This window comes from Paenibacillus sp. S25 (assembly GCF_019454085.1).
Classification (GTDB): domain Bacteria; phylum Bacillota; class Bacilli; order Paenibacillales; family Paenibacillaceae; genus Paenibacillus; species Paenibacillus polymyxa_B.
The window spans coordinates 3985816-4003312 of sequence record NZ_CP073683.1; the positions used below are offsets into that span (position 1 = coordinate 3985816).

At 50.1% G+C, this 17497-nt stretch carries 10 protein-coding genes; all 10 read right to left on the reverse strand.

The window, feature by feature from the left end; translation table 11 throughout:
- Positions 1-2 precede the first annotated feature (2 nt).
- Positions 3-1370, reverse strand: coding sequence for an NfeD family protein (locus KAI37_RS17395; RefSeq protein ID WP_071641829.1), 1368 nt, complete (start codon positions 1368-1370; stop codon positions 3-5).
- A gap of 279 nt (positions 1371-1649) precedes the next feature.
- Entirely contained in the window at positions 1650-2093 is a 444-nt protein-coding gene (locus KAI37_RS17400; RefSeq protein WP_013311146.1) for a GatB/YqeY domain-containing protein, read from the reverse strand.
- A 16-nt stretch (positions 2094-2109) separates the two neighbouring features.
- Positions 2110-2283 carry a 30S ribosomal protein S21 gene (gene rpsU / locus KAI37_RS17405; RefSeq protein WP_005547957.1) on the reverse strand — a complete coding sequence of 58 codons (174 nt, stop codon included), beginning with the start codon at positions 2281-2283 and terminating at the stop codon, positions 2110-2112.
- 171 nt (positions 2284-2454) lie between these two features.
- Entirely contained in the window at positions 2455-2814 is a 360-nt protein-coding gene (locus KAI37_RS17410) for a histidine triad nucleotide-binding protein (RefSeq protein ID WP_025719801.1), read from the reverse strand.
- A gap of 162 nt (positions 2815-2976) precedes the next feature.
- Positions 2977-4320, reverse strand: coding sequence for an aminotransferase-like domain-containing protein (locus tag KAI37_RS17415; protein ID WP_220029893.1), 1344 nt, complete (start codon positions 4318-4320; stop codon positions 2977-2979).
- A 311-nt stretch (positions 4321-4631) separates the two neighbouring features.
- Positions 4632-5042, reverse strand: coding sequence for a hypothetical protein (locus KAI37_RS17420; RefSeq protein WP_025722133.1), 411 nt, complete (start codon positions 5040-5042; stop codon positions 4632-4634).
- A gap of 261 nt (positions 5043-5303) precedes the next feature.
- Positions 5304-8699 (reverse strand): AAA family ATPase, encoded by a 3396-nt coding sequence (locus tag KAI37_RS17425; RefSeq protein ID WP_220029894.1) that lies wholly within the window; start codon positions 8697-8699, stop codon positions 5304-5306.
- On the reverse strand, positions 8696-9880 hold the full coding sequence (locus tag KAI37_RS17430) for an exonuclease SbcCD subunit D (RefSeq protein WP_071641834.1): 1185 nt from the start codon (positions 9878-9880) through the stop codon (positions 8696-8698). Before KAI37_RS17430 ends, KAI37_RS17425 begins: the two co-directional genes overlap by 4 nt.
- Positions 9881-9908: 28 nt before the next feature.
- Positions 9909-13928 carry a helicase-exonuclease AddAB subunit AddA gene (gene addA / locus KAI37_RS17435; protein ID WP_220029895.1) on the reverse strand — a complete coding sequence of 1340 codons (4020 nt, stop codon included), beginning with the start codon at positions 13926-13928 and terminating at the stop codon, positions 9909-9911.
- The gene (gene addB / locus KAI37_RS17440) at positions 13925-17491 is read right to left on the reverse strand and encodes a helicase-exonuclease AddAB subunit AddB (protein WP_220029896.1); all 3567 of its coding nucleotides are present in this window, start codon (positions 17489-17491) and stop codon (positions 13925-13927) included. The genes addA and addB overlap by 4 nt, the downstream gene beginning before the upstream one ends.
- Between the last annotated feature and the right edge of the window lie 6 nt (positions 17492-17497).

The window sequence follows — 17497 nt, forward strand, 5'->3', positions numbered from 1 at the left end:
GTTTAGACGCTAGTGTCAGCCTTGACCACAATTCGCCCACCTTCTACTTTGGATACTATAATCGGCATATCTGTAGCAATAAACTCGCCGTTCGTTACAACATCGACTCGCTCATCAGCGATCAGCACCGTTCCGGCTGGACGAAGTGGTGTCAGACTGACACCCCGTTGACCTAATAGCATTTCCCGGTTCACAACTGAAGAAAAGCCTTGTTCAGCCGTTAAACTTTCTTTAAGTATAAAACGGTTCCATATCCCTCGGTCCTTGAATACAACCGCGATAATCGCCACAACAGCAACCGCAGCTGCAAAGGCAATGCCCAAAGATATAAACGCATGCTGCATGTTGTATGCTGCCCGAACAACTCCGGCGACAAGGCTGACTGAACCCAAAATGCCCAAAATACCAAAGCTTGGGATGAACATTTCAAGTATAAGCAGAGCCAGACCGATAATAAACAACAGCCACGTCTCTGAACCTGCAAAACCAGCGATATAATTGCCGAAAAAATACAAACCAAATCCGAGTATGCCCAAAATTCCCGGCACACCAAAACCGGGTACGAGCAGCTCAATAACGACACCCGCGATACCGATAAATAAAAGCAACGTCTGCACAATTGGGTTGGTCAATATCTCGGCTGCTTTTTCAGCCCATGTTCGCTCCACATGAATTACATCAGCCGTGCTGTAACCCATCCACTGGATAACTTCTTGTTCGGAAGACGCGATGTGATCCGCATAACCCAACTTCAGTGCTTCCTCACTGGTTAAAGAAATGATCTGACCATTTTCCTTATTAAAGTTCATCTCCGGAATAGATACGGTTGTTTTGGAGTCAACCATACCTCTGGCAATATCTGGATTACGTCCGCCAGCTTCTGCGGCAGATGCCATGCTACTCTTCCACCAAGCTACCGATTTTGGATCTGTGATAGCCTGCCCCCTACCGTCTACTAACGCTGCTGCTCCGATAATACTCCCCGGTTTCATAACAATCTTGTTTGCGCTCAACGCAATATAGCTACCCGCTGAGGCCGCTTCGCCCCTTATATAGGCTACGGTCGGAATCGGACTGTCTTTAATCAGTTTGCCCAGCTTCTCCGCTGTATCTACCCGTCCACCGGGAGTGTTAATATCCAGTAAAATCAGACCTGCTTTGGAATCTGCTGCTTCTGCAAATCCACGTTCCATAAATTTGCCCAGACCTTGCTCAATTTCCTGATCAACTGGTATAACAAACACAGCTCCACTTTTAGTTTGGGCCGCCGCTGATTCGGTATGAACTAAGGGTAACAGCAAAACGGATACCATAATCCACAACGTTAAAAAGATCAATTTGCGACTGGAGTGGTGATGTTCTCTATGCATTTCTCTCCCCCTTTCGATCTTTCTATGTTACAGCATACCAAACTTTGTTAGACAAACTATACAGTTTTCAGGATTTAATGTGAAATTATTGGGTATATTGCTAATCCTGACGGCTGTCAGATACTTTACGCACTCAACGGACATCACGTTTCACACAATTAATAATAGCGCTTACATAAAGGAATCTTCTCACCATTACATTCTATGGTAGGCATCGCATATATAGAAATAACACCCTCTGTAAACAGAGGGTGTTGTGTTTTCCTGTTTGTCGCAGGTTTATTGCAGAAATTGCTGAACCGCTTGGTTCACGAGCTTACCGTCAGCGCGGCCTTTTACCTTAGGCATCAAGGCCGTCATTACTTTCCCCATCTCGGCTTTCGAAGAAGCACCGGTTTCCTGGATGGTCTGCTGTACAATAACTTTAATTTCTTCCTCAGAAAGTTGTTCGGGAAGGTACTGAGCGATGATCTCTATTTCTGCTTTAGTGCTTGTCGCAAGTTCATCACGACCGGCTTTTTCAAATTCATGGAGGGCATCTTTTCGCTGTTTGATCTCACGACTCAGAATATCAAGCACTTCGTTGTCGTCCAAATCCCGTTTCAAATCTATTTCAAGATTTTTAATCGTAGAACGAACCATTCGAATGGTGGAGAGTTTGAACTTGTCCTTACTCTTCATTGCTTGCTTCATATCTTCGTTCAATCGTTCGCTCAAATTCATGATTGCTTAGATCCTCCTAGAACTTTCTCTTACGAGCAGCCTCGGACTTTTTCTTGCGCTTTACGCTTGGCTTTTCATAATGCTTGCGTTTCTTCACCTCAGCCAATACGCCATCCTTAGCAATGGAACGTTTAAAGCGACGAAGTGCAGCATCAATTGTCTCGTTTTTGCGAACTTTAGTTTCAGACACCAGTTTTCCCTCCCTCCGACCAGACCGTCCAAGAGCAATAACACGGTTCATCAAATTTTATTATAGGTGAAACGGAAACCAGGTGTCAACCTATAAGAAAAAATGAATACATAAAGGGCCATTTTTCTCCATTCACATCCGTATTACTGAAAAGACAAGCTCTGTCATTTTTTAAGAATGTGAGTCCGAAATACTTGTCAAAGCACCCAATTTGGCGCCGCCCAGTAAGTGATAATGCAGATGCCCCACCGCTTGTCCACTATCCGGGCCACAGTTGTTAATCAACCGATAGCCAGACTCGGCAATTCCTAACTTTTTCGCAACCTCAACCGCAACACGATGAATCTCCGCAATAAGAGGAAGATCCTCCTCTGTCACAGCGTTCATCGAAGGAATATATTTTTTTGGAATAATGAGCACGTGTACTGGCGCCGCAGGCTGGATGTCATGAAATGCGAGCACATTGTCGGTTTCCAACACCTTCTTGCTGGGGATGGTTCCATCCACAATTTTCAAAAACAGATCGTCCATTCAAACCCCTCCTTTGGCAGTGAGCCGATCATAAGCAAATAGACACAAGCAGCCCTTGCTCTCGGCATTCAAAGTTATGTATTTCCCACACTGAATAGAAACATATACAGCCATGTTTGGTTATACTTATGTTTCTTTATGTATCATAACGGAAAAAGGGTCTTAATACCAGTTCCCCTTACTAACTTCCTCTATAATGGCTTTCACCCCTGCATCAATTTGATCCAACTGTGCGCGCGAAATACTTATGCGCAAAAATTTCTCTTGTTCCCTATAGCCTGATAAATAAAAGCCTTTGCCAGCTACAACCTGAATGTTCCTCGCGGAAAGACACTGTACCAAGCGTTCCAAATTCACCGTCCGAGGCAGTTTAAACTGTATATAAACTCCTGAGGTTACAGCTGAAGTCTGAACGTATCCGGCCTGATTGTATCGTTCCACAGCCTTGTTAAGAGCGCGAACGCGCTCCGAATACAGTTTACATATCGTGTGCTTGTGGCGTTCATACATTCCATTTTTAATATAAATATCAAGCGCCGCCTGAGACAAAATAGATGTGTCGACATATCTTTTATAAGTGTTAAACGTCTTCAATAAGACTTCTGGCAATACCGCAACTCCTAATCGTAAGCCGGGGAAAATGATTTTCGAGAAGCTTTTCAAATAAATAACATGGTCCGTCTGGTCGTATGCATAAATGGGATCAAAAAGATGATCGGTTCCCAAATCTGCCATATAGTCATCTTCTACGATGTACACATCATATTTGGCAGCTAAGGCAGCTATCGCTTTTCGCTCCTCTGTGTTGTAAGAGACGCCTAATGGATTATGATATCTTGACATGGTATAAAAAAACTTGATGCTCTCGTTCTTAAATTGATTCTCCAATTCGTGAAAATCCATACCTTCCGCTGTCCGGACGATGGTACTGACGGGTATGTTCTCTTCCTCCAGAAAACGCAAATATATATCGTAACTTGGCTGCTCGACCAAAACCTTTTCTTTGCCATTGGGAAACGGCATTTTAGCGAGCATCTCCAATGTCTGCTGAACACCCGAAGTAACGATAATCCGATCCATTTTTGCAAACACCTGAGTATCAGCCAAATGGGAAACCAACGTATGACGCAGTGTTTCCAGTCCTTGCGAATCGCCATAAGTGAACAGATGATATTTGTAGGTGTCAATAGCCTGATTCAAACAATGTTGGAAATCCAGATAAGGGAATACATTCAAATCCGGGGAGGCCGAAGCAAAATCAACGGAGTCTTGAATGTGGCTATGGTGTAAATCGCCCGAATTTTCCACTACGTAGTATCCACTTTGCGGTATGGAATAGATGGCGTGTTTCTTCTCAAGTTCAGCATATGCCCGCAGAATCGTGCTTTTGCTGCACCTGTATAATTCAGAAGCCTCACGGACCGACGGCAGCTTGTAACCTGATTTATATTGTCCCTCGCGAATTTTAAGTTCTATATCCAATAAAATTGAAACGTATTTTTTCACAATATCCTCCCACCTGCTCTTTACATACTCATTACATGCTTATTCCGTCTTATGTTTCTTTACACGCTAGATGTTATCATGGTTTATGGATAAACAGGATACCTCATTTTTGAACTGTACTGATACAGTTTCAATTATTGGATCATATTCAGAATGTTTTACGTGAAAAAGAGGCTGTTTCTTCATAATGGAAGAAGCAGCCTTGCATGGTGATAATGTATGGATGCGCCTTAAAGTCACTTGTACTGCACAAGAACTGTAGGCGGGAGAGAGCAGAGAATTCACTATGTCTGGCGATTAAGGAAATAGGATTAGTAATAAGGCAGCAAGCTAATCGCTGTCAACGCTGCAAGTGGCAGAATCAAACGATTAAAGCGACGGCGTCCGTATGGGAACCCATATGCATAAGCAGGTACTGGATACGGGTATGGGTACGGATACGGATACGGAGGATAAGACGCATAGCCACCATAAGCACGGGAGCCGCAGCCACAATTATTAGGCGGATATGGGAGATTAACATTGACATTCTCCATCTCGTCTCCACCCATAGGAACGGCTAAGTATATCTTTTCATCATCCACATGCTCTACAATGCCGTCATACATTGTCCCGTCCTTCACCCATACGCATACATAACGATGCATATGCTTTTGACATAGTGTTTTAGCATCCGTCTGTTCTGGTGCTGTAACTTTTTCGGTTGTCATGCTTTTTTCCATGGTTGTTTCCTCCTAGGCTCTTGCATGTATACCGTATGTTATTCAAAAACGGGCTATTTGCTACATCAAATTGGGCGAATTCCGGCTTGCAAAAAAAAGAAGCACCCCGGGAGCTCTTGGCAGAGCCCCTCTGAACGGACGTATGATGGGAAGATTTCTTCCGCAGCATACGTCCGCCGGGGTGCTGTATGATTAACTTGTCGGCTTGGCTGTATTATAACAATAGTTTGAAACTGTATCTGTGACCTGTATCACATTACTTCAAAAAGTTTCCATAACCACACGTGAGCCGCCTCCAGCCTGCTCTGCTGGCAGAACAACTAGCTTGCGCGGAAGACGGGCCCGTAGTTCAGGCACATGACTAATCACACCAACAGACAATTGATCATGGTGCAGCTTTTCCAGTGAGGTGATCACTGTGTCAAGCAGCTCAGGGTCCAACGTTCCAAAGCCTTCATCCAGAAAGAAAAATTGCAGAGGGTATTGGCCCCGCAATTGAATTTGAGCCGACAGCGCAAGCGCAAGCGACAAGGAGGTCAGGAACGTTTCTCCACCGGACAAGGTCGATACCGGACGTTTGACCCCACCGTTGGCATCGTCACTAATGACAAATCCACCGCTGGAATCTACCTCTAGAGCGTAACGTTGCTTGGTCAGAAAACGCAGGCGGCGTGAAGCCGACTGACTGACCTGCATGAGCTGCTCCTCGGCAATATATTCAACGAAGGCATTGCCGCGAAAAACAGACTGGAGCTTGGACATTTTTTCCGCTTCGCTACGCAAATGTACACGATTGGACTCCAGCTTCATCCAGCGGACGTGCCGATGCTGCAAGTCCTCTAAATCACGCTCAGCCTTGGCGCGATTCTGAAGCGCCTCTTCGTCGCGTGCACGGCAATCACGTAGCTGTGCAGTGGCCGTTTCCCACTGTTCCTCTGTTACCGTTGCTCCATTCAGCTGCTCTTCGACATGTTTTAAGCGGGAAGACAGCTCTTTTTCCCGTTCTCGATGCAAACTCACTTCACGCTCATAGCGTGCGGCTTCTTCCGGTCCCAGGCAGCATTCCATGACCTCTGCTTCCGTAGCGAAGGAGGAGGCTTCCAGACGGCTGCCCCAACGGGACTCTGCCATCTGCCGTCTTTCTTCTGCCGAGTCGGAGGCCTGCCGAGCAATCAGTGAAGCATGAACGGCTTGCTGCTTGCGTTCTTCCGCTTCGGTACGGCGGCGTGCCGCGGCTTCGGCTCCGTTTTTCAGTCCCAACAGTCGCGAGGTCGCTTCTTCCAGCAATGAAGCCGCTTGGCCATCTCCAACCCACTTTCGGAGCTGTGCTAACTTTTCACGAAGCGAATCATCTTTGCTTTGGAGCCCTGTACGGCGGGCAATAATGATTTTGTCCTCCTCGATGATACTCTGCTGTATCTGTTGAACACGCTCCGCCTTTCCTTCGAGGAAGGTCACACTCGTCTCCAGCCGGGACCGCAGCTCTTCCGCACGCCCGTCGTGCTCCTGCATGGCGCGGTAACGCTCCGCAGCTTCGCTTGGAGCGACATCCGTTAGCTGCGCCGCCCATTCGGCGCGCAGTCCCTCGCTACGCGTGGTACATGCCTCGCGCTTGCTGCGTGCCTGCGTCAGCGCTGCAGCTGCTGCCTCCTGCTCGGCGGCAGCACGGATACGCCGCTGCTGTCCAGCGGCGTCTGCCTCGCGCAGCGCCTGTGCCTCGGCAGGCAGCGTATGCGCACGTGCGGCTATCTCTGCCGCAGCACGCTCCAGCGCCGTGCAGCGCTCCGCCCAAGCGGCGGCACCGCGCGGTTCTGCTGGCGCTGCCGCAGGCGTGAAAGGCTCGCCCGTGGCAGCTGCGCCGCTGCCTGCGTTGGCAGGCTGCGCCAGCAAGCTGCGCTGCTCGTGCAACTGCTGGCGCAGTGTGAGGCGCAGCTCCTGCAAACCGAGCCGCAGGCGGTGCAGCTCATCTGGCGCAGCGGCATCCGCGCTATGCGCCGCGACGACGGCAGGCGCGGGGTGATGCAGCGAGCCGCACACTGCGCACGGCTCGCCTTCGCGCAACTCGGCAGCGAGATGCTGAGCGAGACGGCCCAGCTCCTCGGCACGGAGCTCGTGGCGCAGTTGCTCTTCCTCGGAGGCCAGTGACGACATATCGGCGGTGATTTCTGCCTCCAGCGTCAGCAATGCCTCAATGCCATCAGCTGCCTGTGCAGCAAGGGCTGAACGCCGTGCCTCCGTCTCCCGTGTCTCCTGGTCCGTCAGCTTCAGACGTTCGTCAGCTTGCGCAAGCCGTTTCTCCTGAGTGGCGTACTCCAGTTCAGCTTCACGCAATTGCTCATTCGCGATTTCCAGCTGTTGCAACCGTTGCACGGCCTCTTGCAGCATACGCCGCTCATCTGCCCGCACTTCATTTTGCTTTAGCTCTTGTTGAAGCTCCTGCTGTCGCTTCAAGCCTCGCGTCTGTAGCTCTTGTTCCTTTGCGAGTCCTTCTGCATGTTCAGCAAGGGTTTGTTCGCTTTGCACAAGCTCGGCCGCCAGACGTTCCCGTTCGGTCCGCAACGCTTCCGTATCACGCTCCAGTTGAAGCGCCTGCTCTAGTTGGTCGATCCGAAGCAATAGCTTCGGTTCTTCGGCACTGAGTGCTTGCCGGGCCTGTTCATCTGCTTGCGAAGACACAAGCGCAGCCTCCTGCGCGGTAGCGGCCAGGACTTCCATTTCTTCGGCAGCCTTTTGCCGTTTTTCCACTTCAGCAATGGCTTCCTTCCAATCCGTCAGCGCAGGCAGCAATGCCTCGGCTGCAGTTGCTTGTCGAAGCTTGCGCTCCAGCAAAGTAATGCCCGGCTCCTGTGCTGCCAACTGCTCCAGCTCGTTCGATCTTTGGCTGAGCTCGATGACCAGCTCACGGGTTTTGTTTAGCACCTCCGATTCACGTGAGACACGCTCTAGCTCGTGACGCGAAGCTTCTGCATTGGCAATCGCCTCTTTGAGACGCAACTCTACATGTTCAAGCGCTTCAGCACTCGCATCCCCCAGCCCTTGCTGCTCCGCCTCTAACGCTTTCAGTGCGCTATCGTTATCTTTCACACGACGGCTTAGCTTCTGTGCAAGTTGATCTCCGTACTTCTCCAGATGGAACAAACGCTGTAGCATCTGTCTACGTTCACTGCCCTTTAAGGACAAGAATTCCGCAAACTTTCCCTGCGGCAATACAACAGCTCGTGTAAAATCGTCCATTTTTAGGCCGATATACTCCTCCACACAGCGCGTCACATCCTGCACCTTATCGGCAAGCACTTCTTCGCCATCCTCTGTTAACGCAATAAAACGGCTAAGCGTATTATTAACCGATACGCCTCCAGCACGTTTGAAACGTCGTTCTACACGGTAACGACGAGGCCCTTGAGCTGACATTAATTCAAACGTAAATGCAACAGACAACGTATCCTCAGCATGGTTCATAATGCCTTGTGTACCATTCACTGCCCGCTCCACTTTACCGTACATAGCCAACGTAATGGCATCCAGCAGCGTTGATTTTCCACTACCCGTTGGGCCAAATATCCCGAACAGTCCAGTTTCGGTCAAATCGTCAAAACGAATTTCCTGCGACTCCCGGTAGCTTTGCAACCCCGCCAGTTTTAGAAGGATTGGTTTCATGCGTCATCCTCCTCAGCGTGGTCTCTTGCATCATCCTGTTCCACCAGTTCCAGAAACAACTGCACTAATCCGTCATCCGGCTGCGCTCCACCTGTCTGCCGCTGATAGAATGCCCGGAACAACTCATGCACTGGCAGTTCTGATCGTTGGTGCTCCAGCTGTGCGGCAGCCATTTCTGGATACATTGGGCGAATATGAATGATGCCTTCACGGCTTTTGCGCAGCCGCTGAATATCTCCCATCGACATCGCTTCATCCAGCGTAATTTCCAGATCAATAAAGGCATCGGCATCCAGTCCTTCGTCCAGCCAGCGATATACTTCCTCTAGACCTCCCCGTGCGCGCCACCTCACTAATGGGCGTCCACTGGTAATATACAGTTCCTCGACCTGAGCAGGCTTGCCAGCAACCACGTCAATTAACGTAACCGATTTGGCTTGTCCGGCTTCAGAAAAGCTATAAGCCAGCGGAGAGCCACTGTAACGCATCAGCCCGTCCCCCTTCACATATTGGGGACGATGCAAATGTCCTAGAGCCGTATACTGTGCCCCAATGCTCAAAGCAGACGGATCTACGGTATACGCCCCCCCGACCTGAATCGGGCGTTCCGAGTCCGACTCCAGCCCGCCGAGCACATAAATATGGCTCATCGACAAATTAACGGTGTCAGGCCGAAATGCTGTACCCAGCTGTGACATCAGCAAGCCCACACGGCGGCTGTATGCCTCGCGCAATACTGTTTCATCTCCGTCTTCAGACAATAGCTCGTTCAGACGAGACTCGGAGGGATATGGCAAAGCTGCAATGCATGCCATTTCACCCGTTCGCGGTGTATGAACGCGTACCGCTTCCCCATGGGGCAGTCCCAGCAATGTAATTCCGCGCCCGCTCACCAGCGGTGTGACCGAGGATACCCTTTCCGGCTGATCATGATTGCCCGCAATGACGACTAGTGGTCTTCCTCCAGCCGTAAGACGGGCAGACGTTTCATAAAACAATTGCTCGGCTGCGGCCGAAGGATTGACTGAGTCGTATACGTCTCCAGCCATCATAATCAAATCGGCCTGCTGATCGTCAGCCATTTTCGCCAATTCTTCCAAAAACGCCTCCTGCTCCTTCAAACGGCTGCGTCCTTCCAACGTGCGGCCCAAATGCCAATCACCTGTATGCAAAATCCGCATGCTATTCCTCCTCTCCCTATCTATATAACTACAGCCGTACACTCTCTCCAGCTTCTAAAAAATACAACCACTTCTCAGCAACCTTTTTGCCTGTAATCTCTTCGATCACACGGGCATACAGCTCCAATTGAAATCGATATTGGTCTGTTAAATGGGACAGTGTACGGTATTCAGATATCCGATCTGTTTTATAATCTACCAGTACGAGTCCTTCAGGAGTTTCAAACAGACAGTCAATAATCCCATTCATCAGCACTTTATCTCCGTCCTGTCCACCTTCCGAATCTGTTTCTTGTCCTGGTGACATCGATGGTAAGCTGTGGTTCCAGTAATCGGCTGCCCGCATGGTATAAGTAAATGGAAGCTCTCTTTGAACATGGGATGCCCCCAGCATTCTGCTACCCAGCTCACTAGTGAAAAAGCGTAATATTTTATCCGTATCTAGCGCCTTTGCATGAACCTCCAGTAACATACGCTGATTGAGCAAACGAGCCTTGGTTTCCTCAATAACTTCGGCGCTCATCCCCCCATCTAGTGGCAAATGCAGCATCAACGTATGATAGACTGTTCCTCGTTCCGTTGGAGTCAGTCGCTGATTCCCCATAAACTTAGGTCTGCGCAAGTGTAGTTGACTTCCCCCAGTGTGAGAATCCTCCCGATCCTCCGGTAACTCTGCTAGTAGGGAGGTAGATAGATTCAGCCAATTGTCCGAACCCATCTCCTGCATTTCCAGCCATCTTTTCATCTCAGTAACCGATGTATTGGCTGCCGTCTTGCCAGCCCGCTCATACGGATAGGTCCAGGAAAGAGCAGCTTCAATATCCGTTTCACTCTCTTCGTTCAAGTCGACTAGCTCTGCATTTCTCAGTGCTTCTGTCTTCTTTTGGCGCTCTTCACCCGACACCTCCTCCTCATGATCCGAGTTCACACGAGAGCCGGAAAGTGTTTCCGAGGCCACGATTTTAAATAACCAGTCTGTTCCCGGCATATGTTCCAGCCTGTGATAGTCCCCATCCTGATCACCTGCCGCTTCCCTCAACAAAGTGGCAGAAGGATGCCGAATCAAAGCGGGACCTACCCAGTCCAGATAGCTGCGGCCTGCCGCCAGCATATAGTCTGGTAAGACAATTTCCGTATGTTCTTTGGCACGTGCCCAACCCGCTGCGCGCGAAGCGAGATCCTTCACAGTTCCGGTCATAATCAGCTTTTCGCGCGGACGTGTAAGCGCCACGTATAACACCCGCATTTCCTCAGCCAATAGCTCCAGCTGTGAGCGTCGGCGGATCGCTAAATTAGGCAGCGTAGGGTAGCTGACACGATTTTGTTCCTCCACATATTTAGGACCAAACCCCAACTCCTTGTGCATAAGAAACGGCGCATTGAGATCCTGTTGATTGAACATTTTTGCTGTCCCGGCAATAAACACGATAGGGAATTCAAGTCCTTTACTCTTATGAATGGTCATAATGCGGACAGCCTGATCAGGTTCAGTCCCTCCGCTAATTGATCCTAAATCACCGCCTCGCTCCCGTAGACGGGAAATGAAGGTCAGAAATCGGAACAATCCTCGGTTGGACGTAGAAGTCTCATACTGTCTCGCTCGGGCATATAGCGCCCGCAAATTGCTTTGACGCTGTGAGCCGCCAGGCAGTCCACCGACCCAATCCAGATATCCTGTTTCCTCCAGCACATTCCAAATCAATGCACTTAAGCTGCCTTGTCTGGCTTCCTGCCGCCAGGCTTCCAAATTACGCAAAAATGAACGTAGTCGGGCAGACAACGTATTCCCGTCATTTCTATTACCAAAGTCAGATGAAGATAAAGAGTCCTCTGGGAAAAGATCCAACTCCATGATGTCAGCTGAAATCCCTTTTTCGCTTTCTTCCAGTGGGTCAGCCTCAGCCGCCGCCAGCAATGCGCCATAAAACAATCCATCCGGCTTCTCCAACCGAATTTGTGCCAGTTCATCTTCGGTCAAGCCGACAATCGGCGAACGAAGCACTGATGCAAGGGGGATGTCCTGCTGCGGATTATCAATAATATGCAGTAGAGACAACATTACCTCAACTTCCGTTGCTTTAAAAAAGCCTGTCGTCTGCTCCCCGGAGGCCGGAATGCCCTCAAGCCGCAGTTCCTCCACAATTAGGGGGGCCCACACGCTTGCCGAACGAAGCAAAATGACGATATCGCCGTAGACTGCCGGACGCATCGCTTTTAATCCTCTGTCGTAAATCAACAGTGGTTGTCCAGTATCTCCGGTCAGTTCTTTAATCCGTTGCGCGATCGCACGAGCCTCTAACTGTGCCGTTTCTAACTCCACAAGCTCAGCCAGCTCACTTTCCTGTAAAGCAGATTCGTCCCCCGTTTCGGACAGCTCCGAAGCCTCAGAAAGACCATGTCCACCCTTATCAACTAACAGCAGCTCAGGTGCATATACAGATGCAGGGTCTTGATCCGACTGGTCGGGATAGGATGCGCCGTGTACCAGCCATGCTCGTTCATCGTACTCAATTTCCGCCACATCCACACTCATAATCTGGCGGAACACCAAATTGACCGCATCGACAACTTCCTCCCGACTGCGGAAATTGCGCGCCAGATCAATTAATAAGCCATCTTCCTGCTCCTGCATGCCGTACCGTTGATACTTATTCAAAAACAGACCCGGCTCCGCCAGCCGAAACCGATAAATACTCTGTTTCACGTCGCCCACCATAAAACGGTTACCCGGTTCCTCCCGTGATACCAGCCTGACGATATCTTCCTGTACGGTATTCGTATCCTGATACTCATCCAGCAGCACCTCGTCGAATTGCGCCTTGTATTCAAGCGCAGCGTCGGAAGGTAGTAGCTTGTACGGAGTAGAATCGGGATGTCGTAATATTTTCAGACAATAATGTTCCAAATCCCCGAAGTCCACCAGCCCTTTTGACTGCTTGTGCTGTTGAAATCGTTCCCCGAATACAATCACGGTTTCTACCAATTCGTCCATCAGCGGAGCCGCGGCGTGCAGCTCCTCCCAATAGGCTTCTGCTCTCCTGCCAAACAGGGAAGCCTTCATATCTGTAATCATTTTTTTGGCTGCTTCGCGCAGCGTTTTAACCCGTTCCTGCAATGCAGGCTCGGTCTGATCTTTTTTGACGGGCTTGAGCTTACCGAAGGAAGCTGTCTGAAAATGATCATATAGAGATGCCCACGGCTGTGTCTCCAGCTCTTGTAGCAATCCCTTCACCATCGCCGCATCCTCTTGCAACGTCACGGCATAAGGAGCAGGACCGCCGGGCTGCATAGCTGTTTCATGCGCCTGTTCCAGCAAGCTCGCTGCGCCGCGCAATGAAAGTGCAGCATCCGCCAAAATGCTGCGAACCCAGGGAGTCTCTCCCAAAGCGGCTACATCCTGTACACGAAATGCTGCCGCTGTCTCCCACAGCCAATGTTCTGGCCAAGGATGACTTTGAGAAAAATCATACAGCCGTTGAACAAGCACGTACATTGCATCATCGGTGCGTTCTCCACTAAACCAGTCGACCAGTCTGCGGAATGTACTGCCTTCATCATGAGCCTCGTATTTCTCCTCAAACAGTTCTTCTAGGAGCTCCTGACGCAGCAATTCTGTCTCATGCTCATTCATAATCCGAAAACCGGGATCAAGGGGAATGGCCTGATAATGCCTGCGGATGACCTCCATACAAAATGAGTGAAGCGTCGTAATCGAGGCCCTATTCAGCAACGATAGCTGGCGGCGTACATGCTCACTTTCCGGTTCCTGTTCCAGTACACGTTCCAACGCTTCGCGTATCCGTTGACGCATTTCGGCGGCTGCAGCCTTCGTAAAGGTCGCTACCAGTAACCGATCCACACTGAAGCCGAGCTGGGGATCGACGATTTTACGAATAATACGCTCTACGAGTACCGCAGTTTTACCAGACCCTGCCGCTGCCGCGACCAGCATGTTGTTACCAGATTCCGAAATGGCACGCCACTGGTCATCGCTCCACATACTGCCTTCCGGCTTCGGCATGCCTTTAGTATTTGACGTGCCTATCATTGGTCCATTCCTCCTTTCCCTTCCTGTGTATGACCCAGCAGATTCCAGATCTGATCTTTCCCTGGTTTACCCCATTGATTGTAGCCACTGCCCTCCAGACTGTCGTCAAATTGACAAACAGGCTTAAAAGAGCAGAAGGTACATGCCGTCTCTTGCTGGATACGATAAGGTTCAATGGCCACATCGCCCTCTGTCATCCGTGTACCAATCGTCCGAATATTATGACGTACCGAAGCTAGCAGGCTGTCCCACTGTTCCGGCGAAGCAACCGAAGCACTGCTATAAAAACTGCCGTCTGCTTTCACCGCAACAGGTAAAATAGAGGAATATCCCTTGTCCAATGCTGTATCCATTTGCCCAACTACATCCCGATCCGCAAGCAATAATCCCTTCATCTTAAAACGTTTTAAAAGCTCCTGACGGGCCTGTTCTGCACTAAGACCGTTAGGCGACTGCAGCATCGGATTGTGGACGTGAAAATACAGTGTACCCGCTGGATAAGCTGTCTCGCCCAACCATTCCTCCGCCGCATTCAGCAGCACATCCAGGTAGGTGAGCATTTGCAAGGACAGGCCATAGTACACTTCATGCAGCTTGAGATCCTTTTGGCTAGATTTGTAATCGATGACACGCAAAAGTAACCCCTTTTCTCCCTCTGCCACATCTACACGGTCAATCCGTCCGACAATTTCCATCACAACGCCGTTATCTAACCGGAAGCTTAACGGAGGAAGCTGCTGACCCGGTCCAAAGTCTAACTCCAGCCCAATCGGCTCAAAACTACCTCTTCGCGCATGTTCACCTAAAATCAACGAAGCACGGCTCACGATGTCTTTCAATTTGCGCAAAATGTAGCCATACCGCTTGGAGCTCATTAAAATCTCGCCTTGCAGACGAGGTGCCAAACGCTCCACTGTACTTTCCGCTTCTTGGCGGCATTCCTCCGTGCTGAGACTGCCCCAGCTAACATTGCGTTTACGCAAATTGATCGCCATCTCTCCAAGCGCGGCATGGAATAATTGTCCGATATCCGGGGCTTTCAGGCGATACATTTGACGTTCCTTCAAACGAAGACCGTGAGAGGCAAAGTGCGAAAATGGACATGCCACAAAACGTTCCATACGAGATACGCTGGTACGCAGCTTGCTGCCGTACAGACGGCGGCTCGTTTCCTTCTGCATTTCGGCATGGTTCTCGTAAAAAAGTGAGGTCAACAGCTGACGCAGCTTGTCCTTCTCACGCCCTTGCTGGCTTGCATACCAGTTATATACCTCCCACCAAGGAGATAAAATGTCACCGCCACGTCGCCAATGTCGTAATTGCGCAATGAGCTGCGGCAAAGCCTCGGACGGATGAGAAGCATACTCCCATTGCGTCGTCCAAGCATCCCCTGGCAAAGGGTATCCAGCCAGTAGACGTTCGTCCAGACTAGGAAACAGGTGCCGCACATGTCGTACTAACTCAGACGGCAACAACGACTTCCCTTCTTCATCGGTCACTGCATAGCTCATCCACAGGCTTTTACCGGCTGAGGTAAGGGCCGTATAAGCGAGAAAACGTTCGTCCAATAGACGTCTTGTCATATCCGGCGCCAGCTCTACGCCTCGTTCGTTTAATGCCGTACGCTCCTGCTCATTCAGCACACCGTCCTCATGGAACACAGCCGGCATCACACCTTCGTTCATACCTAGCACAAAAGCATGTTGAATACCGGACACACGTGTACGGTCCGTGTTTCCGACTAGAACCTGATCCAGAGCTGGCGGAACAAGTCCCATACGGAACTCAGCCAATCCCGTTTCCAGCACACCCGCAAACAAAGAGGTATCCAGCCTCTCGTCACCCATCATTTCGACGATTTGATCCAGTAGTTCAAGCACTGCATTCCATACTTGACGATGCTCTTTCGCCTGCTCAGGTTTTCCTGATTCCTCTGCCTGATGAATGAAGGCGTCCAGCTTGTGGCCGATTTCTGCATCCTCCAGTAACAGATATACCGCTTCACACTTCTCAAGTGCAGTTCGTGCCTTGCCCACACGTTTCTCAAACGCACGTAAAGGCGTCACGATCACATCCCGGCACAGTTCCATCAAATCCAACGTTTCATCCCGCCTACGGTTCCGTTCCTGCTCCTCCAGCTCCAGTGACAAGCTGGGCACAGCCTGCCACGGGCGACCGTCTGTCCAACGGCTGCCTTGTATTCCGCAGGCTAGTACATAGTTTTCTAAACGGTCCATCTCCTCACGGCTCACCCGACCATCCAGCGGCAGGAGAAGGTCTGTTTTGACCGCACGGAATACATCCTCATATCGCCAACGACGCTGCACGATATCCAGTGAAGCCCGAATCAATTCCACTAAGGGATGATGCAATACACTTCTCCGCTGATCCAGAAATACTGGAACCTCATATTGTTTGAATATCGGTTCCACCCATGGCTCATAATCTTCAATATGACGCACAAACAGAGCCATCTCCCGATAACGCGCGCCTTCATCTCGGGCCAGACGGCGCATTTCGCGTACAGCCCCTTCCAGCTCTGCACGGCGATTAGCCGCAGTGTACAGTTTTATGCCCTCCGGCTGTTCTTCTGTCCACTGCTCTCGTAGCTGCTGCAGCCGCATCCGTTGTTCCTGATTCCGTAGCCCTGTACGATGTTCAAAGTTAGCCTCCAAATATGCCAACGCCGGACGCTCCTTAAATCTCGGCAGCGGATCAGGGCTTAGTAATTGTGTCTGCGTCTCTATCATCAGCTCGTCTGTCATTCCTTTGAGCTTTACATACGTAGCCGCTGAAGGATGAAACAAATCCAGCTCATGCGGAAGCTGCCCGCTCTCGTAGCTGCGGCTGCAAGTCAGCGCCACCGTCAACGAAGAAGCGTGCAGCATAAGCTGCTCCACCACCTTGTATTCATGTGGTGTAAACCTGCGGTAGCCATCCATCCAAATATCTGCCCCACGCACAAGGGAAGACTGAGCAATCTGTTCTGCCAGCATGCGCAGCGTATCTTCACCGTCAATATATTTAAGCGTCAGCTCTCGTTCAAAATCCTCATAGATTAGACTGATATCTTTGAGCTTGCCGCGCAAAATCGGAGTTGACTCTCCAGCAGCGTTCATTCGCTCCAGTTGCTCCGGTACAGACCGAGTATCATTTCCATACTGCTTTAGCTCCGTAAACAATGTATTCAACCGATCCACAAAGCCGAGCTGGTCTCCCGAATCCTTAAACAAACTCAGTTCATCCTTGCGACGACGAATAATTTTATATAAAAGCATCTTCTTGCCTTCTTCCGTTACAGGCACCAGTGCTGAACCCCCGGTTTCCTGCATAACTAAATAGGCAAGACGATGAAATCCCATCACTTGGGCGCGCACCGACCCCTGAATACCGTTTCCGGCTTCTGTAAGTAACGCATGCTCAGAAGCAAATGACGATTGCTCCGGTACAAGTAACAGCATAGGCTTACCTAGCGGCTCCTCGCGTAACATAGACGTCATTTCATTGCGGATTAACGTACTTTTACCACTCCCAGAGCGGCCAATCAACAAGCGGACCGACATGATGCG